This is a genomic window from Vibrio sp. 10N.237.312.B06, from assembly GCF_041464685.1.
Lineage (GTDB): Bacteria > Pseudomonadota > Gammaproteobacteria > Enterobacterales > Vibrionaceae > Vibrio > Vibrio tasmaniensis_A.
The window spans coordinates 1-25,212 of the sequence record NZ_JBFSPI010000076.1; the positions used below are offsets into that span (position 1 = coordinate 1).

A 25,212-nucleotide genomic window follows, 5' to 3' on the forward strand; every position below is an offset into this window, starting at 1 on the left:
ATTAAAACGCTTTTATCTCGAACAAAATTTAACCTCGAAAGGTCAACACGCCCTAGTGTGATCAGTCCTTTACTTAGTTTATTAGCCAGCTTTTATATTCAACTATTTTTTAATTTTGCTCTCGAAATAAATAAACTAATGACTCAGATCAACTTAATTGTGTTCATTTGGTGCTTTTTACAAAACAAAAGTTGAAAGATTCAAAAATTATTGAATAATGGGCTTAACTAAAATTGAAGTAAACACTTCATCCAATTCGTACTGAAACAGGATCCATATCCAATGTCTAATTCGTTTGTTCTGGTTATTAACTCGGGTAGTTCATCCCTAAAATTTGCTGTTATTGATTCTGTTTCTGGTGAAGCCGTATTGAGTGGCTTAGGGGAGTGTTTTGGTCTTGAAGATGCTCGTATGAGCTGGAAGTATCAAGGTCAGAAAACAGAAATTGCTATTCAAGGTGAGGGTAACCACCACAAAATTGCCATTGGCAAGTTGGTAGGCTTGATGGAAGATCTAGGCTTCACTGCTGATATAGTGGCTATTGGTCACCGTATCGTTCACGGTGGCGAGAAGTTCACTCAAACGGTTCGAATTACTGAAGAAGTAACGAGTGAGATTGAGAGCCTATCTGACCTAGCTCCACTTCATAACCCTGCAGGTGCTATTGGTATCCGCGCTGCGATTGAAGCTTTCCCTTCTTTACCTCAATTTGCTGTATTTGATACGGCTTTCCACCAAACAATGCCACAACGTGCATTTACTGGTGCAATCGCAAAAGAACTATACACAGACTTCGGTGTTCGTCGTTACGGTTTCCACGGTACGAGCCACTACTTCGTTAGCCGTGAAGCTGCCAAAATGGTCAACAAGCCAGTTGAACAAGCTAGCTTCATCTCTGTTCACCTAGGTAACGGTGCATCTGTATGTGCTATCAAAGACGGTAACAGTGTTGATACGTCAATGGGCTTCACACCGCTTTCTGGCCTTATGATGGGCACACGTTGTGGTGACTTAGACCCTGGTATCATCGAGTACCTACTAAAGAAAGGTTGGTCACAAGAGCAAGTATTTAACTCTCTAAACAAGGAGTCTGGTTTCCTTGGCGTGTCTGGTCTTACGAGCGATGCTCGTGGCATTCTAGAAGCGATGGAAGAGGGCCACGAAGGCGCTAAGCTTGCTTTCGAGGTGTTTACTTACCGCGTTGCTAAATACGTTGCTTCTTACCTTGCAACGCTAGACTCTTTAGACGGCATCATCTTCACTGGTGGTATCGGTGAGAACTCTCTACCAATTCGCCGTGAGATCCTAAGCAACCTTAAGATTCTTGGTTTTGTTGAAGACGTAGCAGGCAATGAAGCCGCTCGCTTTGGCGCAGAAGGTATCATCGCTAAATCAGAGATGTTAGACGCAGTAGCAATGGTTATTCCAACCAACGAAGAGTTCGTAATTGCTCAACAGTCGGTAGAGCTTCTGTAATTTAAGTAACTGTTTAAGTAAATATAGACGATTTGAAAGCGAGCCCTGGTGGCTCGCTTTTTTGTTTCTTGTTCGGGGTCCCTTACATGAAACTACACGCTAATCATCATCTCTATTCAGGTAGACCTTCGTTAATTTAATTACCGTTTCTGCGAGAACGCAAAATTATGAGAATATGGAATTGTTTCTTTGCTAGTCATACTTGTTAGTCAACATAAGCCACTAAGCTAGGTTCTTTGTAGATGCAATAACTCCAGTCGCATTTCCGTTGTTGTCTTGAATTATTGAACCTTATTTTGAGGTGTGACCAGTTAATAGGCACACCGTACTAAAGGGTATTAACCCCATCCGTTACCTTGCTCAAACCTTTCTTTATTTGCATTATTTCTCTTTGTCGAAAAGTCTTTTTTCTGAGTATTCCCAACCGTCGAACCTCGTTTTTACCTACTTTTATACGACATTATCCAATGTTTTAAGAGGCTTGTTCTTTTTATGATTTTGTTTTTATTCATTATTTTGTAAATAGCAATGTTGCATATCGTGCTGGAGGGGTAGGCGGCAAAATATATATTGCAAATATAAATGATATTTGTTCTTATTCGCGTTAATTGTGATTTATAAACTAAACCGGAATTAGAATATGAACGTTAGATTGGCTTTCACCCCCCTCGCTTTGGCAATTGGAGGTGCATTAACCACAGTGGCTACCGTGTCGAATGCAATGGCTTCAGAAGAAGTAACGGTGGATGAAACCGTGCAAGTTATTGGTCATCAGTACGAAGGTTACGCGGAGCACATGCCGCAATCGGGTACCAAAACGGATGTCGAATGGCTCGATGTCCCACAAGCCGTATCAGTGGTCACTAAAACAGAGATGGAAGACCGTGGTGCGGTCCGTTTAGTGGATGCTCTTGATGGTGTTGCTGGTGTCAATAATACCTTAGGTGAAGGCAGTCGAGATCAGTTCGTTATTCGTGGCTTTGATGCACTGAATGACATGTATCGTGATGGCATGCGTGATGATGGAACTTTACAGTCGTATCGAAGCCTATCCAATATTGAGCGTGTTGAAGTGGTAAAAGGCCCTGCAGGTGCTCTGTATGGTAGGGGTTCTGCTGGCGGCATCATTAACTTAGTCACCAAGCGAGCGAATGGCGACAATTTTACCAATGTGAACGGCAGTGTTGGCAGTAACAGCCAATTTGTAGGGCAGGTGGATAGCTCAATGGCGTTTTCAGATAAGGTCAATGGACGTATTAACCTGGAACACCGACAGGCTGATTCGTATGTAAACCATGTCGATTCTAATGATTTCTTTATTGCACCAACCATTCGAGTGCTGCCAGCTGAAGGGCATACCGTTGACTTAGATGTCGAATATGCACACCAAGAGCTGGTGCCATATCGTGGTGTTCCATCCAAAAATGGCAAACCTGTCGATGTCTCTGAGAGTTCTTTCTACGGTGGCACTAACGATTATCAAGAGTCCGATAGCCTGCGTGTTGGCATTAATTATGAGTGGCGCTTGAATAGCGAGTGGGTATGGACAAACCGAGCGGCATACAATCATATCGAACTTGAGCAAAAGGGCACGCGTCAAGGTACTGTGGCGGGAGATAAAGTTTCTCAAACCGTGAACAATTTCGGTTATGACCCTCGAACCACAACGACGATGCAATCCGAATTAGTGTGGGAAACCGATTCTAACCAAATGATGATTGGTGCGGATTATAACCAGATCAATATCGATTTAACGCTAGCAAGCGATAAAACCTTACCTCCGAAACACATCTATAACCCCGTCGTAGGAGCAACGCCTGATCCGGGTTTCAAGCCTTTCCGTGATAACACAACGACGACGGGTATCTACCTTCAAGACGTTTACACCTTGGGTGATCTATCGGTGATAGGTAACGTGCGCTATGACTCTATGGAACTTGAGCAGCAAAAAGCCGGGAAAGCCCAAGAGAAGCTAGATGATAACAAAGTGAGCTACCGTGGTGGCTTGGTCTATCGTATCAACAACGATATGTCGGTATACGCAAGCTTAGCTCGTTCGTGGCAATTGCCTTACTCCGGTATTTATATCAACCCTAAACTGGCTGAATTCTTCCATACCGATCTAAAAGAAGTGGGTGCGAAAGCTTACTTACTCGATAACGCTTTGATGCTCAATGCCGCTATTTTCCAAATTGATCAAGAACAACCACAAACCAATATTAATGGCGACGTTATCAATAAGATTGAAGCACGTCACCAAGGTATTGAACTGGAAGCTCGCGGTCAGATTACAGAGTTGTGGGATATTTCAGTTGGTTATAGCTACTTAGATGCAGAAGATAAAGATACAGGTAAAAAGCCGAATGATGTATCCGATCATCTGTTCTCATTCTGGAGTACTTACCAATTATACGAAAACTGGCGTTTGGGCGGTGGTGTGAAATACGTAGGGGACCGCTACGCAGGTAACAATGAAGCCGTCGCATTAGGTGATTACACCACTGTTGATTTGATGGCAGCGTACACCTCGGGTCGTCACAAAGTTCAAGCGAACGCTTATAACGTACTTGGCGAGAAATACATTCTTGGGGCAACCAGTGGTAAGTCGGGTACTAACCAGATTGGTTACGGAGCGCCAGCTGAATTCATGCTCAGCTACGGCTATCAGTTCTAAAAGCGAGTTCAGCTCTAAGAGTCGTTAATTTTTAAGCGTTATTACGTTTCTAAGAGCTAGTACGTGACTAAAAGCTATTTCAACTGAAAAACTATTGATTTGTTCGCTACGAGTGAGTGAACAGTTGGCCTCATTTTGAGGTCGTTTAGCCCCATGGGTCAAAGCGTTGGTATAACTTAAAAGCACAGCCTTTGACCCTAATTTGCCTACTTAGGAGATTTTCATGCCTTACCAGAATTTGGATGGTAAACCCCACGCGCAACATAAACTGCGCTTGACCGTACTTGCAACAGCCATCGCTTCAGTGACTTCCATGAGTGCATTCGCTGCGTCTGATCCGCAAACGACGACCATGGAAACGGTTGTCGTGACGGGCAGCTTGATCGGTAATTCAGAATTAGAAGATGTGAAAGAGTATCCGGGAGCGCGTACCGTTCTAACTAACGAACAAATTAAAAAGACTGGCGCACTCTCTATTGATTCAGCATTTCAAAGTGTACCGGGCATTAAGGTTCAAGACGAAACGGGCACGGGTGTATTGCCTAACATCTCGGTGCGCGGCTTGAAAGCGAGCCGCAGTGGTCATGCTCAATTTCTAATGGATGGTGTACCACTGACTCTTGCGCCTTATGGTCATACCGGACAATCTATTTTCCCAGCAACGCTATCTATGCTTGACCGAATTGATATCGTACGTGGTGGTGCGGCTGTGCAGTATGGGCCAAACAACGTGGGTGGTGTGATCAACTTGGTGACTAAGCCTATTCCACACCAATGGCAAACGGAAATCAGTAATCGCTTTACGGTATTTGAAGATGGTAATACACCGCTTAATGACTTTTACCTACGCACGGGTGGTTGGTTAACCGATACGCTGGCACTTCAAGTGGAAGGTAACTTCCTAAAAGGTGAAAGTTTCCGCGATCATTCAGATACAGATGTAAAAAACTTCCAAGCGAAGTTGCAATGGTTACTCAGCGATACCCAGGAGCTACAAGCATTCGTTCAGCGTTACGATGCAGATACCCAAATGCCGGGCGCTTTATCGCCAAAAGATTACCAGAAAGATCGTACTCAATCGAAGCGACCATATGACGAATACAAAGGCACATCAACACGTTGGAGCCTGAAGTATTTGCATGATTTGAATATTGCAGATGGCGCAGAGTTAGAGGTTCTGACATTCGGTCACCACTCTGAGCGTTTCTTCCAATGGGGCTTTAATAGCGCAGGCGGTCACTGGGCTGATCCAGCATTACCATCAACAGATATTCGCACCTCACCACGTGAGTTCGCTGTTTATGGTGTGGAACCTAAGTTAGCGATGTACTTTGACGGTAATACGGTGACGCAAAACTTGATTGTAGGTGCTCGCTATGTAAATGAAGATATCGATTACAAGCTAACGCAAACGCCAATTGCTGGTGGGGTAACAAAAATACCACGTGATTGGAACTTGAATACCGATGCTTTCGCAGGTTACATCAGCAATGAAGTTGGCCTGTTTAACGACGTGCTAAAGGTTACTCCGGGTATTCGTTACGAATCGATTGATATGACCTTTAATGATTTAGGTAAAGTACAGAGTACAGACAACAAAGTGACCGAGTGGTTGCCGGGCTTAACCGTGGCATACCATTTAACTGAGCAATGGGTTGGGTACACCAATGCGCAGAAATCTTTGCGCGCACCACAAATCGCTTACATCCGAGGCAAGGGTGAAGAGGGCAGTGAGCTAGCATGGAACTACGAGTTGGGAGCTCGTTACAATCAAGACTCAACTAGCTTTAATGTCGCGCTCTACCGCATTGACTTTGAAGACCAACTCCAATGGCAAAGCGGAACACAGACCTTTGACAATATTGGTAAAACGCTTCATCAAGGTATTGAGCTCTCAGGTCGTTATGTTCCGCAGGCTATGCAAGCTCTGAGTTTAGGCGCGGGTTATAACTATTTGGATGCGACGATAGAGGCAGAAGGTGCAAGCAAAGGTAAGCAACTTCCTTACACATCCGAGCATCAGCTTAGCTGGGATGCGACTTACGCCTTTAGCCGGGTAGATACGACCTTATCAGGTTACTATTTCAGTGAGTCTTATTCTGACAATGCCAATACCAGTGCTGAAGATGCATTGGGTGCGAAAGGCAAAGTACCTGCTTACATGGTATGGAACTTAAACCTAGGCTCAGACTTGTATAAAGATGAAAACAGTAAGTTACGCATGAATGTTGCAGTGAACAATTTGTTTGCTGAGGACTACTACTTCCGCGGTATTGATACCAGTCCGGTTGGCCGCTATCCAGCGCCAGGGCGTTCATACACTTTGGATCTGAACTATCAGTTCTAATCGGTAATTGATTAAAAATAATAACGAATATAAGTCGCCAATATTATTGGCGACTTTCACGGTTCTAGTGTTTAAGGAAAAGTAAATATGGAAAACAGTTCTCGACTTTTATTTTCAAATCAATGGCTGCTGCCGAACGGACTGCTGTCATTCAAAAGGCATTTTTTATTCAGCAGGATAGCGATAACCTTAGCTTTGTTGGCTTTAAGCTTGTTCTCATTCTCCAGTTCAGCAAAAACGAGGATCATTCAAGATGAGCAAGGTCAGTTTGAGATAGCGACTACCCCGCAACGAGTTGTGGTGTTGGAGTTCTCATTTGTCGATGCGTTAGCTGCGGTAGGCGTGTCTCCGGTTGGTGTTGCCGATGACAATGATACTTCGCGAGTGATTCCGGCGGTGCGTGAATTAGTGCAACCATGGGAATCGGTTGGGATGCGTTCGCAGCCTAGTCTAGAAGCTATTGCGGTATTAAAGCCCGACCTGATCATTGCCGATGCAGAGCGTCATCGTACGGTTTATCAAGATCTACAGCGAATCGCACCAACTCTGCTGCTCAAAAGCCGTGGAGAGACTTATCAAGAGAATTTGGAATCTGCGCTTAAGGTTGGTATCGCCCTCGATAAGCAATCGGCAATGGAACAAAGAATTCACCAACATCAACAAGCCATGGTGGAATTTAAAAGTCATTTCTCGCTTAAACAAACTGTCCAATTTGCAGTTGTGTCGGAAAAAGGAATGTGGCTACATAGCCCTGCTTCGTATGCCGGAGGTGTACTAACCACATTAGGTATTGCTAGCCCAATAATGGAACCGACAGACAATGCGTACTTGCCAACCAGCTTTGAGTTGTTGTTGAAAACAAATCCTGATTGGTTGCTCCTTGGTGCTTACTCAGATCCAAATATCGTTGATGATTGGCAGAAAAACCCACTGTTTAATGTATTAACATCCGCGAAGAATCAACAAGTGGTAGAAGTGTCACCAGCACTATGGTCATTGAATCGAGGCATGTTGGCCGCAGAACAAATGGCGAAAAATCTAGAGCAGATCTTGGATCGTTCATGAGTTCGATGTTGCTCTCTAGAGGTAAGCGACGTTCGCTTATAGTGTCGTGGCTTACGGTATTAGTGTCGTGGCGAGTCATGTTATTTACGGCTTTAGTATCGTGTTTGGCGATGTCTGGTTACGTGGCCTCTATGCTAGGTTGGTCGAATTTCTCCCTAACATTGAGTGACTTAGTTCACTATTGGTTTGCGTTTGATGAGAGCAATATGACTCATCAAATATTGGCGACACTAAGAGCTCCGAGGGCTCACGCTGGGTTATTGATTGGTGCAAGCTTAGCCGTCGCCGGACTGTTGATGCAGGGATTAACACGTAACCCACTTGCGTCTCCATCAATTCTAGGTATTAACGCTGGCGCAGCCTGTTTTATGGCTTTAGCTGCGATAGGCATACCTGTGGTGAGTGATTTAAACCCGATCCTTAATGCCGTTCTTGGTGCATTGCTAGGCGGTGGCGCTGTGATGCTTCTCGGTGGCTTCTTCTCCGAACGTTCTCATCCGTTACGTTTGGTTTTAGCGGGTATCGCCATTACTGCTTTATTGATTGGGTTAACTCGAGCAGCGTTGATTCTAGCTGATGATATGGCTTATAGCGTGCTGCATTGGCTTACCGGTTCATTGTCTAGCGTGGATGAGGGACAGTGGCAACAGCTTTGGCCGCCAGCAGTGATTGGTTTGGTGTTGGCTGTTAGCCTTGCTCGTAACCTCAACTTATTGGCGCTTGGTGAAGAAGTGGCTGTGGGGTTGGGCAGTAATATCCGGCTTACTCGCCTCATGAGTGGATTGGCTATCGTGTTGCTTGCGGGTGCCAGTGTCGCTATTGCTGGTCCCATTGGTTTTGTAGGATTGCTGGTTCCTCATTTGGTTCGGCCCATGGTTGGGCACAATTACCATCTACTGATTCCTATCTCTGCAATGGCAGGTGCAGCATTAGTGTCTTGGTCAGATGCGTTGTCACGATCGATCGCTTTCCCGACTGAAACGCCCGTTGGTGTTATTACAGCCCTACTTGGGACACCTTGTTTTATTTTGATTGCGACGAGGAGATCTTAATGCACCATCACACTAAGATAGTTTTGTTATCAGGGGTTCTCATATTAGTGGCATCCGCGGGTTTGTTTGTCGGCGCGGCGTCACTTTCCATTCCTCAAGTCATCGAACATTTGGTCGCCTTTTCCAGTGACGACTTTGTTATCCATCAGTATCGGCTACCACGTATGTTACTCGCGATAAGCGTGGGCGCAGGGTTGGGGCTATCCGGCGTATTAGTACAAGGCGTGATACGTAATCCGTTAGCATCGCCTGATCTTATGGGCATTAGCGCTGGGGCAGGGCTTGCTGCGACTGCGAGTTTAGTGTGGTTCCCTAATGCGGCAGTTAGCGTACTGCCTGTGGTGGCGATGTTCGGTGGGGTATTGGCTGCTGGGTTGATTGCGCTATTGGCATGGTGGTCAAGGCCAACACCCGCCAAGTTGGCCTTGAGTGGTATTGCAGTGAGTGCGTTTCTGGCGAGTTGCATCGACTTCTTGCTTGTCACTAACCCCATCGAGATCAACACTGCGATGGTATGGCTAACCGGCAGCCTCTGGGGACGAAATTGGCAGCAAGTTCCCTTTATTTGGGGAGCATTGCTCTTGTTGTTGCCAATGGCATTTTGGCTTGCTTGGCGATTGGATGTGATGGGGCTTGGTGAGGAAAGTGCCACCACATTGGGTACTAAGCCAAAACAGATACAAGCTCTTGCACTATTGGCCGCAGTGTTGCTTGCCAGCGTCAGCGTTTCAGTGGCTGGAACGATCAGTTTTGTGGGTTTATTAGCACCTCACTTAGCGCGCTTGTTGTTTGGGCATAATCATAAGTTGTTAATCCCGGCGTCTGCTCTGGTGGGTGCGATTCTGGTTACTTGTGCCGACGGCTTGGCAAGAGGTCTACAACCACCGATTGAATTACCTGCAGGGGTACTTACTTCTGTCATTGGCGCGCCTTATTTCATCTTTCTTCTCTATCGTTATCGAGGTTGGTAACCATGCTAAAAACGCAAAATCTTTCCGTCGCGTACGGCAAACAAACGATCATACCGAACCTTTCGGTGTCCATCCCAAAGGGAAAAATCACAGCCTTAATTGGACCCAATGGATGTGGTAAATCTACCTTGTTAAAGACGTTAGTCAGGATCAATAAGCCGGTGACAGGAGAGGTGTTATTTGAAGACAAACCGTTGTCGAGCTATGGCGATAAAGTGCTCGCGCGTTCGTTGTCGCTTCTGCCGCAAATATTGGTCAGCCCTGAAGGCATTTCGGTCAGAAAACTGGTTGAATATGGCCGTTCTCCTTATGTGTCCCATTGGGGAAGGTTAGGGCAAGAAGACCAAGCTATTGTCGAACAAGCAATGCATGATACCGGCGTACTTGAGTTTGCTGATAAACCGATTGAGTCACTGTCGGGTGGGCAGCGTCAAAGAGCATGGATAGCGATGATAATAGCGCAAGACACAGATGTCGTGATGTTGGATGAACCGACCACTTATCTTGATATGTCTCACCAAGTTGAATTAATGAACTTGATGCAGCAGATGAATGACAAGGGAAAAACGGTGGTGGTTGTGCTCCATGATCTGAACCAAGCGAGCCGTTACTGCGATCATTTAATCGTTTTGGAAAGAGGTGGTTTAGTGGCTGAAGGCACCCCCGATGAGGTCATGACCGAGACATTGCTGAATGATGTTTTTGATCTCAAAGCGAGCGTATTTCGTGACCCTATATCCAATACGCCGATGTGTGTGGCGATTTAAGCAAATAGCCGATGATTAAAGTTGTCAGTATGGCTTGCTGTGCATCTGGTTAAAATAATCAGAGCGAATCAATTTTTGGTGTTGATTGAGATAGTATTTTGCTATAAAACGCGCATAATCTCGCTATACAACACTTAAAGAAGAAATTACCTATGACTACCTTTCAATACTACTTTCACCAACTACCTTGCTTCGACTGTAAAAAAACGACAGTAAGTACTGATCTTGGTTGGTTAACGCCTGCGATGAAAGATACTGCTCTAGAGCAAGTGACAAAGACACTTTCGGAAGGTGAAGTTACGCCTGATCTTTCAGCAAATGTGGTTTGTACCAAAGACGAAGCTCGCGAGTATCTATTACTGAATTTCTTCGGTTATTCAGAAGAAGAGTTAGCGAGCGGAATTGAAGCTGATGATGAGCAAGAAGTCGCGGATGAAATTGCAGAACTTCTAGAAGAAGGCCAAGATACAATCACCTTCGAACATGAAATTGCGCTTCAGTGCTGTGCTGATTGCGATGTTGAAGAAGAGTCAAACTAAGCACTCGCATTTAAGTATTAGTATTAATGTAGATACATCCATTAATACAGGGTGATGTTCAAATGAAGAAAGGCGTTAGTGGCTTCAAAGTTCACTAACGCCTTTTTTGTATCTCTGCGTCTTATCTCTAAGCAGCATTAGATCCTATGATGCTTTATTTTCTAGAATACCTTGGTCTCCCAATTGAGAAAGGATCTCTGCGGTTTTCTCGCGGAATAAATCTCTTAATAAGCGAACCGTTGGTGTGATGGATTGACGACTAGGGCAGACTAACCACAACTCGGTTGGTGTTGGTTTAAATTCAGGCATAACTTTAACCACTTCGCCAGAAAGCAAATGTTTCGACATATCTAAACAAGACTTTATCGCCACGCCTTTACCGGCAACACACCAACGTCTAACAAGGTCAGCATCGTTCGATGCACGATTCCCTTTCAGCTTCACTTTGTGCTCCTGCTTACCATCGTTAAACACCCATTCGTCTTGCAACATATCATGTAGCTGATAAAGCAAACCATTATGCTGAGCTAAGTCATTCGGGTGTTTTGGTGTTCCCATTTCAGCCAAATATTCAGGAGCCGCACACAATATTCTCGGCACATCGCAGATCTTGAAACCATACATGTTGGCGTCAGTAGGGGAGCCATAGCGAAGCGCCATATCAACGGAGTCACGGTAAAAATCGATATTACTGTCACTGATGCTCGTTCTAAGTGATGCTTTAGGGTATTCAAGCAAGAACTCATCTAACCAAGGTGTGATGAGGTTGCGGCCTAGATCCGATGAAAGCGCAATGCGGATTTCTCCATCGAGAATACCAAGCTCTTCGCGCATGCTGAGCTTGGCTTGCTCTAATATTTTCAAGGCCTGCTCACACTCAGGTAAATAGCGTTCGCCTGCTGAAGAGAGCCTTAAATGGCGAGTGGTTCTTACAAACAGTTCAGCGCCTAGTGCGGCTTCAACTCGTTTGACGGCAGCACTCGCGGTTGCAGTACGCATGTCTAGGTTGGTGGCTGCTGCGGTGATGCTGCGAAACTCCGCCACTTTTAAAATGACCTGTAAGTCTTCAAGAAGCATCTTATCTACCTGTGTTTGATAATGTTCTAAACATTGTATTGAAATCTTTGCTAATCACAAAGCGGGTTAACCCTTATTTACCTCTTCTAAGCTAACTTTATACGCTTAATTATCAAAATATATTTGAAAATCATTCAAGTGTTAGACGGTTTATCTAGAGTGAGAATTGACTAAGATTAACTCGTCTAATTCAAGGAGAAAGCACAATGTCAGTACCATCAAAAATGAAAGCTATTGGATTTACTCAGTCATTTGCGATTACAGAGCAAGACAGTTTATTTGAGTTTGAAACGAGTCTGCCAGAACTAAAAAATAATGACTTGCTTGTAAAAGTGAGCGCGACTTCTATCAACCCTGCTGACGCAAAAATTCGTATTCGTAATGCTAAGGATAAAACACTCGAACAACCTAAAGTGCTGGGCTATGACGCAGTCGGCGAAGTTGTTGGCAAAGGTTCTGACGTTGAAGGTTTTGAATTAGGTGACCGTGTTTACTACGCTGGTGACGTCACTCGCATGGGAGCTAACGCGGAATACCAAGCCGTTGATTACCGTATTGCGGCGAAAGCACCAAAGAGCCTTTCTGATGAAGCTGCTGCTGTGATGCCGCTAGCGACACTCACTGCGTGGGAAGCGTTGTTCGATCGCCTACGTGTTCGTCCTGAAGAGCAAAAGTCGATTCTGATCATTGGTGGCGCTGGTGGCGTAGGTTCAATCACGATTCAATTGGCGAGCCAACTGACTAACCTGACTGTCATTGCGACGGCTTCAAGACCTGAAACCGAGCAGTGGGTAAGGGATATGGGTGCAGACCATGTGGTGAATCACCGTAACTTGGTTGAGTCTGTACGTGAGCAAGGCATCCAGCATGTCGATTACATTTTTAATGTTGCGGATACCAAAGGGCACTGGGAGTCGATGGTGGAGCTGATTGCACCACAAGGCATGATCAGTTCGATTGTGGAGTTCGATGGTGGAATTGATCTGTCGGCGCTTCAAGGTAAGTCTGTCGGTTTTGTGTGGGAGCTAATGTTTACACGTTCACTGTTCAACACAGACGATATCCAGAAGCAACAAGACATCTTATTCCAAGCTGCGAACTTGATTGATGCAGGCCGCATTAAATCGACGCTTACCACCACATTGAATGGCTTTAGTGTTGAGACTCTGAAAGATGCGCACCAACGTATTGAAAGCAGTACGTCGATTGGAAAAACAGCCATTAAATATTAAATATTAATAGTTAATGATTTAGATCTTTGACGGTTTGAAACATTGATCTTTTGAACGCTTGAATAGAAAGCCCCTGATATCTATCGCGAATCGGTAAGATATCAGGGGCTTTTGTTTGTCTGTGGTTTATTCAGACTTTACCTTATTTCAACAAAGCGTTACTCCGTTTCTTGAGAGGTTTTGAATTGAATCTGAAGTAAGTTTAGCTCGAAGGGCAGAGGCTGTTTGTCTGCAATCAAAAAGCCGATCTGTTTAATGTCTTGAGCTTTAAGCCCCGGAGCTTCGTTGAGTAACCGACCTCTAAACACCGCTTGAAAGTCGTTTAGTCGGAAGATTTTCTTGAGTTGTTCACCTTTAATTGTCTCAAAGTTGTGCTTGTAGTTGGTCCTGTTTCCATCTATCCACGTTGTGAACCTTAATTGGTAAGTACGACCATCACCCACAAACGTCAACTCTACGCTGTCCGTTTGAGAGCTTAGTGTTTCAACAGAGCGATTGATTGAACTGAAGCCACCATTGTTCTCTAACGATAGTTCGCCCTTAAATTGACTCGTCTCGCCATCATGAATAAGACCGCCTGTTGAGATGCCGCCCATCACATTGTCGTTGGTCGCTGTCCAATTCTTCTGTTCGTTTGCTTGTGTAAAATCAATCATATCTATTCCTGCTACAGATACTTGAGACCATAAAAAAGAAAGGCTGAGTATTAGCCACAAAGAAGCGATTCGTTTGCGCAGTAAGTGCGTTTTAAAGTCAGTTTCGTGCATGATTTTCTCCATTAGTTGTTAGGGCGTGTTGACCTTTCGTACTTACGGAGAAGGCTCTGTAGCAAGCATAGCCAGACAATGGTTGATGAAGTCTTCGTAGTTCGACGCTTTGTCGTATTCGATTTTTAATGAACCATGAAACATCAGGGTTACCGTAACGTCTCTGTAGCTTAGCCAACAGGTGTAACCGTCGTAATCGTGCCAAGCAAACATCTCACCTATTTGATATTTATTGTCCAACTGTTCGCCCGTTGAACGAAGGTAATCGAACACTCTGAGAAATTCTTTGATGGTAATTCTGCTGTCCATGTATCACTCCCGCTACGCAGTCGACTAAAAAATGCTAAGTGCTTGTATTTCAATTAACTACGGTTTGGCTCTGCATTGCGATCACTGAGTGGAGGCCTGTATACAACATCCATTTCATCGGTTCACTTTGTGGGAGGTGTGGTTTGGAGAGAACACCTCCCATAAAGTCACTGTCATTAAGTACAAAGAACATAATACGAGGCAAGAGAGTTACATTGGATTAGGTCGTCTAAACTTACAGTTTGTATGTAGTCAAAGCAGAACAACTTGGACTCTAAAGACGTTCTCGAAAATAAACGTAAATTAGTTCTTTACCTCAACTTAACTTGAGGTATTAGGATATGCAACGTTGCTTAAGAGAATACTTTAAGGAGAGAAGAATGATCCAACTTGAACATGTAAATTTAGTGGTTAAAGATATCCCAGAGATGCTGACTTTCTATAAAGCAGCTTTCCCTCATTGGTATGTTCGTGATGAAGGGCAAGGCGAATGGTCTGGCAAGCCACGTAACTGGCTACATTTTGGTGATGAATACCAATACATTGCGTTGAGCGATCACGGTGAAGGAGAAAACAGAGATTTGGCTGGGCATTCTGTCGGTCTCGCGCATTTTGCTTATGTAACCAACAATATCGAGAGCGTGATTGAGCGCCTTATTGATGCGGGTTTCCCTATTGCCAAACCTGGAGCTGAAGAACCTTATCGCAAAAACGTTTACTTTGTTGATCCTGCGGGCTTTGAAATCGAGTTTGTAGAGTACTTGAGTGATGATCCCAAGGTGCGTAATGCCACGTAGTAGAACTCGCAATCGAGTTGGTGTACTAGAGCAAGATTGTTCGAAATAAAACGTCTAAGAAAGGGTGCTAGGAAGACTCACAGAAAAGGGCATTGTGGAATATTCCGCAATGCCCTTTTTATATCTATTAGCTGATTGGCTAGCTGATATTTACTCTGCTAGTCGCTTAGTCGCTTACTTAGCTAATTAGCCTTAAACGCTACTAACAGTTGTTTGCCAAACACATTGATCAAGGCTCCTGTTACGATCAGGCCACCACCTAGGTAAGTCCAAACTGATGGAATCTCATTGAAGATCCACACGCCTAACAGCGCTGAGAATACGATTTGAACGTATGAGTAAGCCGAAGCTTTACCGGCAGCTTGAGTTTGCATCGCTTTGGTTAAACCGTATTGGCCTATCTGAGTGAAAATCCCGACCAGAACCAACATAACGGTTAAGAATAAGCTCGGCCATACAAAGTCGTTCCAGATCAGGGCTGTTGAGATTGGAAGAGCAACCAGCGGGAAATAGAAGATGATCACCGAGCTATCTTCAGTTTGGCTAAGCTTTCTCACAATTACATAAGCAATTGAGCTACCAAACGCGCCCAATAACGCCACCATAATGCTGAACATGGGTAACTCGCTGTTTATGCCGCTGTTCATGCTCGGTTGTACCATCACTAGTAATCCCGCGAGGCAGAATGCTATGCAGATCATGGTCGACTTTTGCACGCGCTCTTTGAGGAACAACACGCCAAGCAACGCGGTAAACACGGGATGTACGTATTGTAGAATGGTTGCTTCTGCTAATGGCAAGGTGGTGACAGCGTAGTAAACACACATTAACGCCGCAGTACCGACAGCACCACGTACAAACAAGAGTGGTTTGTTATTACCCCAGATCGAAATGCCTTTTCGTTTCACATCGATATAGCTGATGATCAAAGAGACCAATGCCCTTGCTGCAACAATTTCAAATACAGGTATACCGTAGTTGCTGATGTATTTCACACAAGCAGACATCAGTGCGAACCCAAAAGCGGAGAGGATCATGAACCTAACCCCAACAGGGATCATTGAAACAGAGAAAGAAGGCATAAAAATATCAATCGGGTGAGGGAAGGGGAATCATAGCTTAATTTAAGAGAGTCGACCAAAGCCTTTGTCTTGCTCTATTACACCAAACCACTGATATTGCTGTGCGAGTGATTTCAGCAACTCGATCTCTTTTGCTGTCTCTTCCCTCAGCCACTCAATAAGGTCATTGATGATAGGCGTGTGTGTACGCTGGTGCATGAAGTAAGTCCAAGCACTGTGTTGAATCTTTGCATCCTTAGGGCAGTACAAGAAGCCCCGTTGTAGATCCTGCAAAACCAACAGTAAATCCGTCACCGTGACCCCTTCACCCGACAAGCAAGCACTGAGTGCCATATCCAAAGACAAGAAACTGGTATTTCTGACGGGTTTCTTTGGTGGGAATTCAACATCGGCCAACCACACTTTCCAGTCGTGATGATCTAAGGTCGGGTGCAACCGTGGCATGGTTAAGATCGAATCGAGGTCGGTGTCTTTATTCGTTAAGTTGGTCGAATTAGTTAAGCTAGTCGAGCATACCGGTGCCATAAACTCTTCACGCAAGAAGGTGATGCCAGGTGCTTTGTCATAGCGCCTTTTGAAGCGCGTGTGGAAGATCAGTAGATCATACTCACTACTATTAATCGATTCGTCTTCCTCAATTACAGGAACTATGACGATTTCATGATCTTGATAACGCTCGTTTAATTCCCGTACTTTAGAGATCAATACTCGCGTCGCGAAACTCAGAGTCGCTTTGATCACAATACGCTTCTGCTTGGGCTCACTCCAAGAGGCGATAACAGCTTCGATATTACCGTAGCTTTCTCGCAAAGCCACATACAAATCATGACCTTGTACCGTTAATTCAATCGCTCGATGCTTACGAATAACCAGTGATGCGTTTAACTCATCTTCAAGCTGTTTGATCTGTCGGCTGATTGCACTTTGTGTCACATGCAGCTCTTCGGCAGCCAGAGTAAAGCTCATCAGCCTTGCCGCAGCTTCAAACGCTTTTAAGCCATTATGTGAGGATGGCAAGCTAGGATATGGGGTCATAATTCGTTCGCATGAGTTTATGGAATGTTAGAGTCGCAAATTTATCAATTGAACGCCAGCCTCATCGATCGTATTTTGGGCGAAATTACCTGAGGCGCTCATGAAAAAAATACTCACTCTTGCATTCCCTTTGATCATTTCACAGCTGATCTCTATGGCGTTAGTCCTTACCGATGTTTGGATGATGTCGCGTATCAGTGTGTCAGCCCTTGCGGCTGGTGGCTTAGGCGCCTCTATCTACTTTTTCATCTTCATTATTGCGAGCAGCACTGTGGGTTGTGTCGCCAACTTGATTGCGATTGCTTATGGTCAGCGCGTCGCTCGCCCTGAGTTTGGTAACACTCAAATTAGATTGGCTGTGAAAGGCGCAACTATGTTGGCATTCGTGCTCAGTGTGACCTTAATGGCCAGCTTCTGGTTTGCTCCGTTGGTATTAGAAGCAGCCAAACAGCCGCCAGAAGTGATCACTTTAGCCATGGAATATGTACACGCCTTGAAGTGGGTGATGTTGCCTTCGCTCATCTTATTGGTGCTTCGCGGCTTAACCAGCGCGTTTGGCAATGTGCGTTCTATTCTGGTGATGTCTATTATCACCGTAATTCTGAATGTGCCAGTCAGCTACTTCTTAACCTTCCAATTAGACATGGGCTTAACGGGATTAGGGCTAGGTACGGCTATCGCGGCATTTATCGTGATGGTTGGATACACGGTTTGGGTATTCAAACGTGACGAATTCAGGCAGTTCGCCCCTTGGTTAAACACAGAAGAGTACTCAATTAAGTTGATGAGTCCGCTTTTAATGATGGGTTTACCTATCGGATTAGCAGCATTACTTGAACATGGCCTTATTTACGGTGGCACCTTGATGGCGGGCACGATCAGTATTGCCTCGTTGGCACTGCACCAAATCTTGCTTCAATGCTTGAGTTTTACTTGGAACTTCAATTTCGGTTTCTCACAAGCTGCGGCGATTTTGGTGGGGCGTGATTTCGGTGCGGGAAACTACGAAGGGATCAAAAGAACCTCGATTCTCAGCTTTATCTTGGTGTCGGTGTTGAGCGTTGCTTTGTCGGCTGTGTTCATCATATGGCCCGAAATGATCGCTTCTCTCTTTAAGCTAGACGACGGCACTGGCGCGATGACTTCACTATTGGCTTCTGTTATCTGGGTTGTCGCGCTGTGCTTTATTGTTGATGCTTGGCAGTTACTGGCAATTAACTTGTTGAGAGGGATGAAGATTGTCTCCATGCCAACGGTGATGACTGCTATCGGTTACTGGGTATTTGGCTTACCTGCTGCTTGGTATTTGATGCCAAAATTTGAATTGGCAGGGATCTGGGGTGGAATTGGCGTTGGTTTGGGCGTGACAGGTATTCTGCTGCTTATCCAATTGATGCGTGTCATCCAAAAGAACAACCAATCTCCAGATTTGTCGAATCATGCTTATACGTGATTTGCTAATGGTGTACTGAACACAAAAAAGCCGCAGTCATCATAATGACTGCGGCTTTTTGTTGTCTATTCAGATTCTCCCTTTTGGGGGAGGGGGAAGAATCAATATTAGGATTAGGGGCAGCTATTGTCTACCAGACGATTTATTGCCAGACTACTTTCCACCAGAGAGCGCAGACTTCATCATGGTTTTGAATTGCTCTTTCTGCTCTTCAGTTAACACATTATAAATGTTGTTTTTAAGACGCATCTCTTGCATCACCATCGACTTCTCGGTTGCTTGAACGGTGTCGATGATCTTTCCCATCTCGGCTTCATTGAAATCCGGTTGAGTCACAAGGCTGATCTGTTTCTTCTTGAGTTCTATCGCGCTATCCATGTCAATCTGTGTTCTATCAGATTGGTAGCCTTCAACAAGGGAGATGACTTCCGCATGTTGTGCTTCACTTAGGTTTAAAGAAGCAATAACCATTTGCAGTGGGCTCACTGCTGGCTGTGGCGGTTGTTGTGGTGATGAAGCACTCACAAACGGAGCAGTAACGAGTAGAGCTGAAGCAGTTAATACACAAAGTGACTTTTTCAGTGATTTCATTGAATTTCTCCTGTTAGTGGAAACATGAGTATAGATGGCGAAGCTGAACTCGATATGAACACGCTGTTCAGTTAAGTGTGCTCAGCGATTTACGTTCACTTAAATTCGTTCAGATAAGTACCTTCAAGTAAGTAGAGAGTGGGTTAGACCTTGGTCTTACAGAAACTGAGCGTAAAGGTGACTAGAATGATTTGAGTTGCTCACCGTTTTATCAAGGAATACACAAATGGAAGTTGGATTGTTCTGGGCTGAAAAAGGAATGTTAGTGCTTGGCGCACTGTTTGTTTTGATGAGCATGATGCAGTACGGAAGACGCAGTAGTGATTGGAAGGGCGTGATTACGATGTTTTATAAGCGTATTCCAATGAGTATCGCGGAATACAAATGGTATCGTTTGGGTATCGCTTTATTGGTGTTTGCTGTGGTTATACGTTTCGCTTTACTGATCTTATGGCCTTCATACCAGTTCTAGTTCTTCACACTACGTCTCTTATCATTGCTGCATAAAGCCGATAAATGAATGAGCAAACCAAGCCTTAATAAACTCACTTATTAAGGCTGTCATTTCATAAACTAGCGCTGTTGTTCCATAAAAAAGTGCTATTACTCTATAATGATGAACGGTTATTACCTTTGTAGCATATTGTTTTTCATGAAGAATAATGCCAGATAATAGCTCATCTGCTTGTTCCATCATTCTTACTAATAATCTACACATAAATTCATTCACCCCGTACCTGATACTATAATGTTCTGTTACACTCGTCCGAATTAGCTTTAATTTGTCGGTGGTGCATTTATGTCGTTCCCAGTTCTTATATGTGATGATTCTGCGTTAGCAAGGAAGCAGATGGCTCGATCACTGCCTAGTTCTCTAAATGCAGATATAACTTTTGCTGTTCATGGGCTTAATGCACTTGAAGAGCTCGCTCAAAACCAATTTAAATTGATGTTCCTCGACCTCACCATGCCGGAATTAGACGGCTATGGCACATTGGAAGAGATGCAACGTTTGGGTGATACCACGCCTGTTGTCGTTGTTTCGGGTGACATACAACCAAAAGCACAACAGAAGGTACTGGATCTCGGCGCCAAAGCGTTTTTACAAAAGCCAATCGATAAAGAAGCGCTAAAAGCTATTTTACGTGAGCATGTTGAGCCGCCAAAACAGCCTCAGATCATTACTCCAACCGCTCTCGAACTGCCAATACTTCGCAGACGCGATATCTATATGGAAGTCGCGAACGTTGCGATAGGCCGTGCAGCTGATGCACTGGCTCGTCACTTTAATGTATTTGTCCATTTACCACTGCCGAACGTCAACATCTTCGAAGTGAGTGAATTGCACATGGCACTTCGTGACCTAGCCGACAACGACCAAGTGTCGGGTGTTTGCCAAGGTTTTAGCGGAGAAGGCATTGCAGGCGAAGCATTAGTTTTGTTGAGTGATTCCAGCGTGAGCGACCTTAAAAAGCTCATGAAGGTACCAACTGAAAGCGAGCAGCTAGAAGAGTTAGAGCTACTGATGGATGTGTCGAACATCTTAGTCGGCTCATTCTTGAATGGGTTAGGGGAGCAGTCAGAAGTTCGTTTCTTCCAGAGCTCTCCTGTACTGCTAGGTCAACACATCTCGATTGATTCTGTGATTGAAAATACCAGTGGTTCATTTAAGAAGACCATGACTTTCGAAGTCAGCTACAACATCGATGGCACTTCTATCCGTTGTGACCTTCTGTTTATGTTCGTTGATGAGTCTCTGCCTCTTCTAGACAACAAATTGGCCTACCTAATGGAGGAGTTTTAATATGTTGAATCTTCCTGCTGAATTTGAACAGTTCCACTGGATGGTGGACATGGTTCAAAACGTCGATATGGGACTGGTGGTCATCAACCGTGACTTTCAGGTACAAGTTTGGAATGGCTTCATGACGCACCATAGCGGTAAGCAATCGCATGATGCGATCGGTAAGTCGATCTTTGAGTTATTTCCTGAGATCCCAGAAGAGTGGTTTAGGCTGAAAACCAAGCCAGTCTATGACCTAGGTTGCCGCAGCTTCATTACATGGCAACAAAGGCCTTATCTGTTTAAGTGCCGCAATGTTCGCCCTGTAACTCAACAAGCCGATTTCATGTACCAGAACGTGACGCTAAACCCAATGCGCTCACCAACAGGGCAAGTCAACTCATTGTTCTTATCTATTCAAGATGCTACCGCTGAAGCGTTAGTCTCTCAAAAGAACTAGCACTGCTCTATTCACTAAACAGCACTTTTCTATGTGCGTATTAGTATCAGTCTGATCAGCGAATAAAAATGGCTAAGGTTAACCACTTTAGCCATTTTTTTGCTTTCTATTCTTCAAATCTAATCTTTCCCCTAGTTTTTCACGTCAACCAATCCTCTTTTACTAAGCGCTTTGCTGAATGTTCCTGGTTAAATGAACGAAAGGGCAGCCACGAAATGTGCTTTTGGAACGGTAATGCTACGGGTTAATAGAAATTAGATTTATAAAGTTTGAGCTTCAAAGCATTATTTAATGGAGTGCGAGGGCTGGATTCTCAAACCCAAGTGAATCTCGACCTATAAATCGGCCCCATGGCACAGTGCTTTTCCAAATTGAGGCGAACTGACAAGGTGATGAGATTGGCCAATTTGGTCAAAAACAGATAAAAATTAGAAAAAAAACGAATTTATTTAAGAAAAAAGGCATTTTTTTGTTGGAGAAAAGTGTGGTTTTTATGTGATTTCGAGGCACTTTCTTCACATATTTGCTTTGTGAGGGCGATATTGCGTGAAATATGAAGGAAAACGATTGCGCAATAAACCAACAGCGTTTGCGCGAATGGTTCGCTAAGTTATTAATTAATAAGAATTTAGTTGGGAAGTGTAACTGAGGAAGTTTTAGCGGATATGGAATCTTTGAGAGGATAGCATAAAAAAAAGTGAAATATCAGACTTGCTGTTACTAAATCACGACCTATAATGCTGAAAACCGGAGCGTCTGCCAACGCTCCGGTTTTTTTGTGTCCGAAGAAAAGTAAACTCGTCTGCCAACGGTTTTACTACGCATTTCGCGAGAGACACATAATTTTATGAATCAAGGAAAACACCATGCGTATCGAACAAGAACTTAAGTTAGGTTTCAAAGATGTACTCTTCCGTCCGAAGCGTTCTACCCTTAAAAGCCGTTCTCAAGTTGAATTAACCCGCGATTTTACATTCAAGCATAGCGGTCGTCAATGGTCTGGTACTCCAGTAATTGCAGCGAACATGGATTCGGTAGCAAGCTTTGAAATGGCAGCTGCTCTAGCAGAGCACGGCGTTATGACTGCAGTACACAAGCACTACACAGTAGAGCAGTGGGCTGAGTTCGCTAAAACAGCAGACAAGAAAACACTGAACAACGTATTTGTATCAACGGGTACTTCTGAAGCTGAGTTCGAGAAAGTTAAGAAGATCATGGCTCTTAGCGAAGAGTTTGTATTCATCTGTATCGATATCGCTAACGGTTACTCAGAGCACCTTGTTGAGTTCGTACAGAAAGTACGTGCAGAATTCCCGACTAAAGTTATCTCTGCGGGTAACGTTGTAACGGGTGACATGGTTGAAGAGCTAATTCTAGCTGGCGCAGACATCGTTAAGGTTGGTATCGGCCCTGGTTCTGTTTGTACTACACGTGTTAAAACAGGCGTAGGTTACCCTCAACTTTCTGCAATCATTGAGTGTGGCGACGCGGCACACGGCCTTGGCGGCATGATCATCGGTGACGGTGGCTGTTCATGTGCGGGTGACGTATCTAAAGCGTTCGGCGGCGGTGCTGACTTCGTAATGCTAGGCGGGATGCTAGCTGGTCACTCTGAGTCAGGCGGTGAAGTTGTAGAGCAAGACGGTAAGCAATACATGAAGTTCTACGGCATGTCTTCACAGTCGGCTATGGACAAGCACTCAGGTGGTGTTGCTAAGTACCGTGCTGCGGAAGGTAAAACTGTTTTACTTCCATACCGTGGTTCAGTTCATTACACGATTTCTGACATCCTTGGTGGTGTACGTTCAACTTGTACATACGTAGGCGCAGCAAAGCTTAAAGAGCTAACTAAGCGTACGACTTTCATCCGTGTACAAGAGCAAGAAAACAATGTATTCGGTAAAGAGTAACGTTTAAAACACTTGTTTAAAATTTTAAGAATTGAGCCACTTTAGAGTGGCTCTTTTTTTACCTGAAATTTGGCAAGTGGCGACAAAGTGGCGACAGCCGAGCAAAAAATTTTGTGGCGACAGGTTACAGGTTAGAAAGAGGGTTATGGATAATTGCTTCAGATAGGTGATCAGGTGCGAAGTGAGCATAGCGCATTGTCATGCTGATATCTGCGTGGCCTAGAATGTCCCTTAGCACTAAAATATTGCCGCCATTCATCATAAAGTGACTTGCGAACGAATGACGCAAAACGTGGGAGGCTTGCCCTGAGGGTAGGGTGATGCCCAGTTTATTCTTCAATATGTAGCAGAAAGGTGTGTAGCATTCTTCAAAGAGCTTCCCTGAGGTTGGTTTGTATATCTCGTTGTAAAGCTCCTCTGAGATGGGTACAGAGCGATTCTTCTTAGTCTTAGTCTTAGTCTTAGTCTTAGTCTTAGTCTTGGTGTTGGTGAACGTAACCTTATATATGCTTAACTGAGCGCCTTTCAGCTGAGCAGCTTCATTCCAGCGAGCTCCAGTGGCTAGGCATAGCTTCACTATTTTTTGCATATCTGTTCGGCTGTGTTTAGACACATGCTCAAGTAACAAAGTAATGTGCTCTTTATGAAGAAAAGACATAGTGCGTTCGTGATCTTTAAATGGCTTCACTTCTTCCAATGGGTTTGGTCCTTTCCACTCCCCAATCTCTTTTAACTTGCCGAACATTGCCTTAAATCGAGCGAGTTTAGCGTTGCGATACTAGGCGCCCCTTTTTGCCAGCGCGCATCAACAAAGCTAATTTGTCCATTCATTCGGTTACTTCTGAATTCAGAGTATGTTTTTGCATTGAAAACTGTCGCTATAGGGTTACCCATCGCGTTAGCCATTCTTAGAAACTTACTATGAATGACACTGCCATTGGCAAGTGTTGCACCATAGTGTGAGTACCAAAGCTCGATAAGTTGAGAGAGTCTTCGATGATCTGGTTTGTCTCCCATCCAGGGCTTATCGTCAACTTCCTTCATCGTGTGAAGCTCAAAGGCTTTAGCTTCGCCTTTTGTAGCAAACTTTTTACGAACGCGTTTTCCTGCTCGCCCATTTGGGTAGCATTCGCAGATCCAAGGTTTGGTAGAGCCATCTTTTAAATTGCGGATAGACATAATAAAGCCTAAAATAACTGTATATAAAAACAGTATAAATCGAGCTAAAACGTAGAACAATGTTTTATATTGGATAAAAGGCACAGGTTAGACACCTTTCTCAAAGTGCTAAGAAAGTTAATAGGTTTTGCTATGTATCAATCAATTCATGTGACTGCTGGCTATAGTCATTTCAAAATCAACAGTGATGGTCCAATTGGAGTTAGTAAGAAGAACCAAGGGGTGATTGATGCGTTATTGAAGCTTGGTAACCGTTTTACGGCGCCATTTGGTGGGTTTATAGAAGCTGAAAACGTGATCGGCTTGAAGTGGGTGAAGCTGGTCGATATTAAGTATCTGTGCACTGATGAGGAAGCCGAAACTATCGAATACGTGATACAAAAAGACCACTATGTAGTGGGGACGTATCAAGAGCGGAAGTTGTATATCTTATTGTTTGGTGGGGAGCCTGCATATTTCGGAGCTAGCCGACCGCCTATTTCGGTTTTAATCGACCACCAAATCCGTTTTTGACCGACCACTCATTTCGGTTTTAATCATCCACTTTTCGGTGTGTTTCCGAAATCGATGGTCGATTTACCGAAATGAACTTCTTTTCTCTTTTAAATCAATAGGTTTAACCTGAGTCTTTCATGTTGAGAGCACT

General features: G+C 44.3%; 23 protein-coding genes and 1 pseudogene. 16 read left to right on the plus strand and 8 right to left on the minus strand.

Annotation, left to right across the window (positions count from 1 at the left end; genetic code table 11):
* The first annotated feature begins 282 nt into the window (after positions 1-282).
* From AB6C75_RS17720 to AB6C75_RS17755, 8 genes are all read left to right on the plus strand, one after another.
* The gene (locus tag AB6C75_RS17720) at positions 283-1,476 is read left to right on the plus strand and encodes an acetate/propionate family kinase (RefSeq protein ID WP_372048982.1); all 1,194 of its coding nucleotides are present in this window, start codon (positions 283-285) and stop codon (positions 1,474-1,476) included.
* Between the two features lie 640 nt (positions 1,477-2,116).
* Positions 2,117-4,150, plus strand: coding sequence for a TonB-dependent receptor (locus AB6C75_RS17725; RefSeq protein ID WP_372108476.1), 2,034 nt, complete (start codon positions 2,117-2,119; stop codon positions 4,148-4,150).
* Positions 4,151-4,373: 223 nt separating this feature from the next.
* Positions 4,374-6,497, plus strand: a complete 2,124-nt coding sequence (locus AB6C75_RS17730; RefSeq protein WP_372108478.1) for a TonB-dependent receptor family protein — start codon at positions 4,374-4,376, stop codon at positions 6,495-6,497.
* 87 nt (positions 6,498-6,584) lie between these two features.
* The gene (locus AB6C75_RS17735; protein ID WP_372108480.1) at positions 6,585-7,562 is read left to right on the plus strand and encodes a Fe(3+) dicitrate ABC transporter substrate-binding protein; all 978 of its coding nucleotides are present in this window, start codon (positions 6,585-6,587) and stop codon (positions 7,560-7,562) included.
* Positions 7,559-8,614 (plus strand): FecCD family ABC transporter permease, encoded by a 1,056-nt coding sequence (locus AB6C75_RS17740; RefSeq protein WP_372108482.1) that lies wholly within the window; start codon positions 7,559-7,561, stop codon positions 8,612-8,614. The genes AB6C75_RS17735 and AB6C75_RS17740 overlap by 4 nt, the downstream gene beginning before the upstream one ends.
* Positions 8,614-9,585, plus strand: coding sequence for an iron chelate uptake ABC transporter family permease subunit (locus AB6C75_RS17745; protein WP_372108484.1), 972 nt, complete (start codon positions 8,614-8,616; stop codon positions 9,583-9,585). Before AB6C75_RS17740 ends, AB6C75_RS17745 begins: the two co-directional genes overlap by 1 nt.
* Before the next feature lie 2 nt (positions 9,586-9,587).
* Complete coding sequence (gene fecE / locus AB6C75_RS17750; RefSeq protein WP_102250277.1) at positions 9,588-10,352, plus strand: Fe(3+) dicitrate ABC transporter ATP-binding protein FecE; 765 nt, start codon at positions 9,588-9,590, stop codon at positions 10,350-10,352.
* Positions 10,353-10,504: 152 nt separating this feature from the next.
* Positions 10,505-10,891 (plus strand): hypothetical protein, encoded by a 387-nt coding sequence (locus AB6C75_RS17755; RefSeq protein ID WP_372108486.1) that lies wholly within the window; start codon positions 10,505-10,507, stop codon positions 10,889-10,891.
* 144 nt (positions 10,892-11,035) lie between these two features.
* Here AB6C75_RS17755 and AB6C75_RS17760 read toward each other — a convergent pair whose 3' ends face one another.
* Positions 11,036-11,968 (minus strand): LysR family transcriptional regulator, encoded by a 933-nt coding sequence (locus AB6C75_RS17760; RefSeq protein ID WP_372108488.1) that lies wholly within the window; start codon positions 11,966-11,968, stop codon positions 11,036-11,038.
* 206 nt (positions 11,969-12,174) lie between these two features.
* Here AB6C75_RS17760 and AB6C75_RS17765 point away from each other — a divergent pair, with 206 nt between their 5' ends.
* Positions 12,175-13,200: a zinc-binding alcohol dehydrogenase family protein gene (locus AB6C75_RS17765; RefSeq protein ID WP_372108490.1), complete on the plus strand. Its 1,026-nt coding sequence runs from the start codon at positions 12,175-12,177 to the stop codon at positions 13,198-13,200.
* A gap of 158 nt (positions 13,201-13,358) precedes the next feature.
* Here AB6C75_RS17765 and AB6C75_RS17770 read toward each other — a convergent pair whose 3' ends face one another.
* On the minus strand, positions 13,359-13,979 hold the full coding sequence (locus AB6C75_RS17770; RefSeq protein ID WP_372108492.1) for a CIA30 family protein: 621 nt from the start codon (positions 13,977-13,979) through the stop codon (positions 13,359-13,361).
* A 30-nt stretch (positions 13,980-14,009) separates the two neighbouring features.
* Entirely contained in the window at positions 14,010-14,276 is a 267-nt protein-coding gene (locus AB6C75_RS17775) for a DUF3081 domain-containing protein (protein ID WP_372108493.1), read from the minus strand.
* A gap of 380 nt (positions 14,277-14,656) precedes the next feature.
* On the opposite strand from AB6C75_RS17775, the gene AB6C75_RS17780 reads away from it, so the two are divergent.
* Positions 14,657-15,073 carry a VOC family protein gene (locus AB6C75_RS17780; RefSeq protein ID WP_372108495.1) on the plus strand — a complete coding sequence of 139 codons (417 nt, stop codon included), beginning with the start codon at positions 14,657-14,659 and terminating at the stop codon, positions 15,071-15,073.
* A gap of 182 nt (positions 15,074-15,255) precedes the next feature.
* Here the strand turns inward: AB6C75_RS17780 and AB6C75_RS17785 are convergent, their stop codons facing one another.
* Together AB6C75_RS17785 and AB6C75_RS17790 are read right to left on the minus strand one after the other, a co-directional pair.
* Positions 15,256-16,155 (minus strand): DMT family transporter, encoded by a 900-nt coding sequence (locus tag AB6C75_RS17785; protein WP_372108496.1) that lies wholly within the window; start codon positions 16,153-16,155, stop codon positions 15,256-15,258.
* 42 nt (positions 16,156-16,197) lie between these two features.
* Positions 16,198-17,190, minus strand: coding sequence for a LysR family transcriptional regulator (locus tag AB6C75_RS17790; RefSeq protein WP_372108498.1), 993 nt, complete (start codon positions 17,188-17,190; stop codon positions 16,198-16,200).
* A gap of 100 nt (positions 17,191-17,290) precedes the next feature.
* On the opposite strand from AB6C75_RS17790, the gene AB6C75_RS17795 reads away from it, so the two are divergent.
* Positions 17,291-18,643: an MATE family efflux transporter gene (locus tag AB6C75_RS17795; protein ID WP_108208047.1), complete on the plus strand. Its 1,353-nt coding sequence runs from the start codon at positions 17,291-17,293 to the stop codon at positions 18,641-18,643.
* 153 nt (positions 18,644-18,796) lie between these two features.
* Here the strand turns inward: AB6C75_RS17795 and AB6C75_RS17800 are convergent, their stop codons facing one another.
* Complete coding sequence (locus AB6C75_RS17800; protein WP_017077465.1) at positions 18,797-19,234, minus strand: Spy/CpxP family protein refolding chaperone; 438 nt, start codon at positions 19,232-19,234, stop codon at positions 18,797-18,799.
* Positions 19,235-19,460: 226 nt separating this feature from the next.
* Between AB6C75_RS17800 and AB6C75_RS17805 the strand changes: the two genes are divergently transcribed.
* Positions 19,461-19,706, plus strand: a complete 246-nt coding sequence (locus AB6C75_RS17805; RefSeq protein WP_029224334.1) for a hypothetical protein — start codon at positions 19,461-19,463, stop codon at positions 19,704-19,706.
* 21 nt (positions 19,707-19,727) lie between these two features.
* Here AB6C75_RS17805 and AB6C75_RS17810 read toward each other — a convergent pair whose 3' ends face one another.
* Positions 19,728-19,931: a hypothetical protein gene (locus tag AB6C75_RS17810; protein WP_108123317.1), complete on the minus strand. Its 204-nt coding sequence runs from the start codon at positions 19,929-19,931 to the stop codon at positions 19,728-19,730.
* Positions 19,932-20,033: 102 nt separating this feature from the next.
* Here AB6C75_RS17810 and AB6C75_RS17815 point away from each other — a divergent pair, with 102 nt between their 5' ends.
* The 3 genes from AB6C75_RS17815 to AB6C75_RS17825 all read left to right on the plus strand — a co-directional run bounded on the left by AB6C75_RS17815 (position 20,034) and on the right by AB6C75_RS17825 (position 23,387).
* The gene (locus AB6C75_RS17815; RefSeq protein WP_004731662.1) at positions 20,034-21,038 is read left to right on the plus strand and encodes a response regulator; all 1,005 of its coding nucleotides are present in this window, start codon (positions 20,034-20,036) and stop codon (positions 21,036-21,038) included.
* 1 nt (position 21,039) lies between these two features.
* A complete protein-coding gene (locus AB6C75_RS17820; RefSeq protein WP_017081449.1) occupies positions 21,040-21,477 on the plus strand; it encodes a PAS domain-containing protein in 438 nt (145 codons plus the stop codon).
* 866 nt (positions 21,478-22,343) lie between these two features.
* On the plus strand, positions 22,344-23,387 hold the full coding sequence (locus AB6C75_RS17825; protein WP_004731658.1) for a GMP reductase: 1,044 nt from the start codon (positions 22,344-22,346) through the stop codon (positions 23,385-23,387).
* A gap of 124 nt (positions 23,388-23,511) precedes the next feature.
* Here AB6C75_RS17825 and AB6C75_RS17830 read toward each other — a convergent pair.
* Positions 23,512-24,566, minus strand: a pseudogene (locus AB6C75_RS17830) (tyrosine-type recombinase/integrase).
* A 132-nt stretch (positions 24,567-24,698) separates the two neighbouring features.
* Here AB6C75_RS17830 and AB6C75_RS17835 point away from each other — a divergent pair.
* A complete protein-coding gene (locus AB6C75_RS17835; RefSeq protein ID WP_372108501.1) occupies positions 24,699-25,079 on the plus strand; it encodes a hypothetical protein in 381 nt (126 codons plus the stop codon).
* Positions 25,080-25,212: the final 133 nt, after the last annotated feature.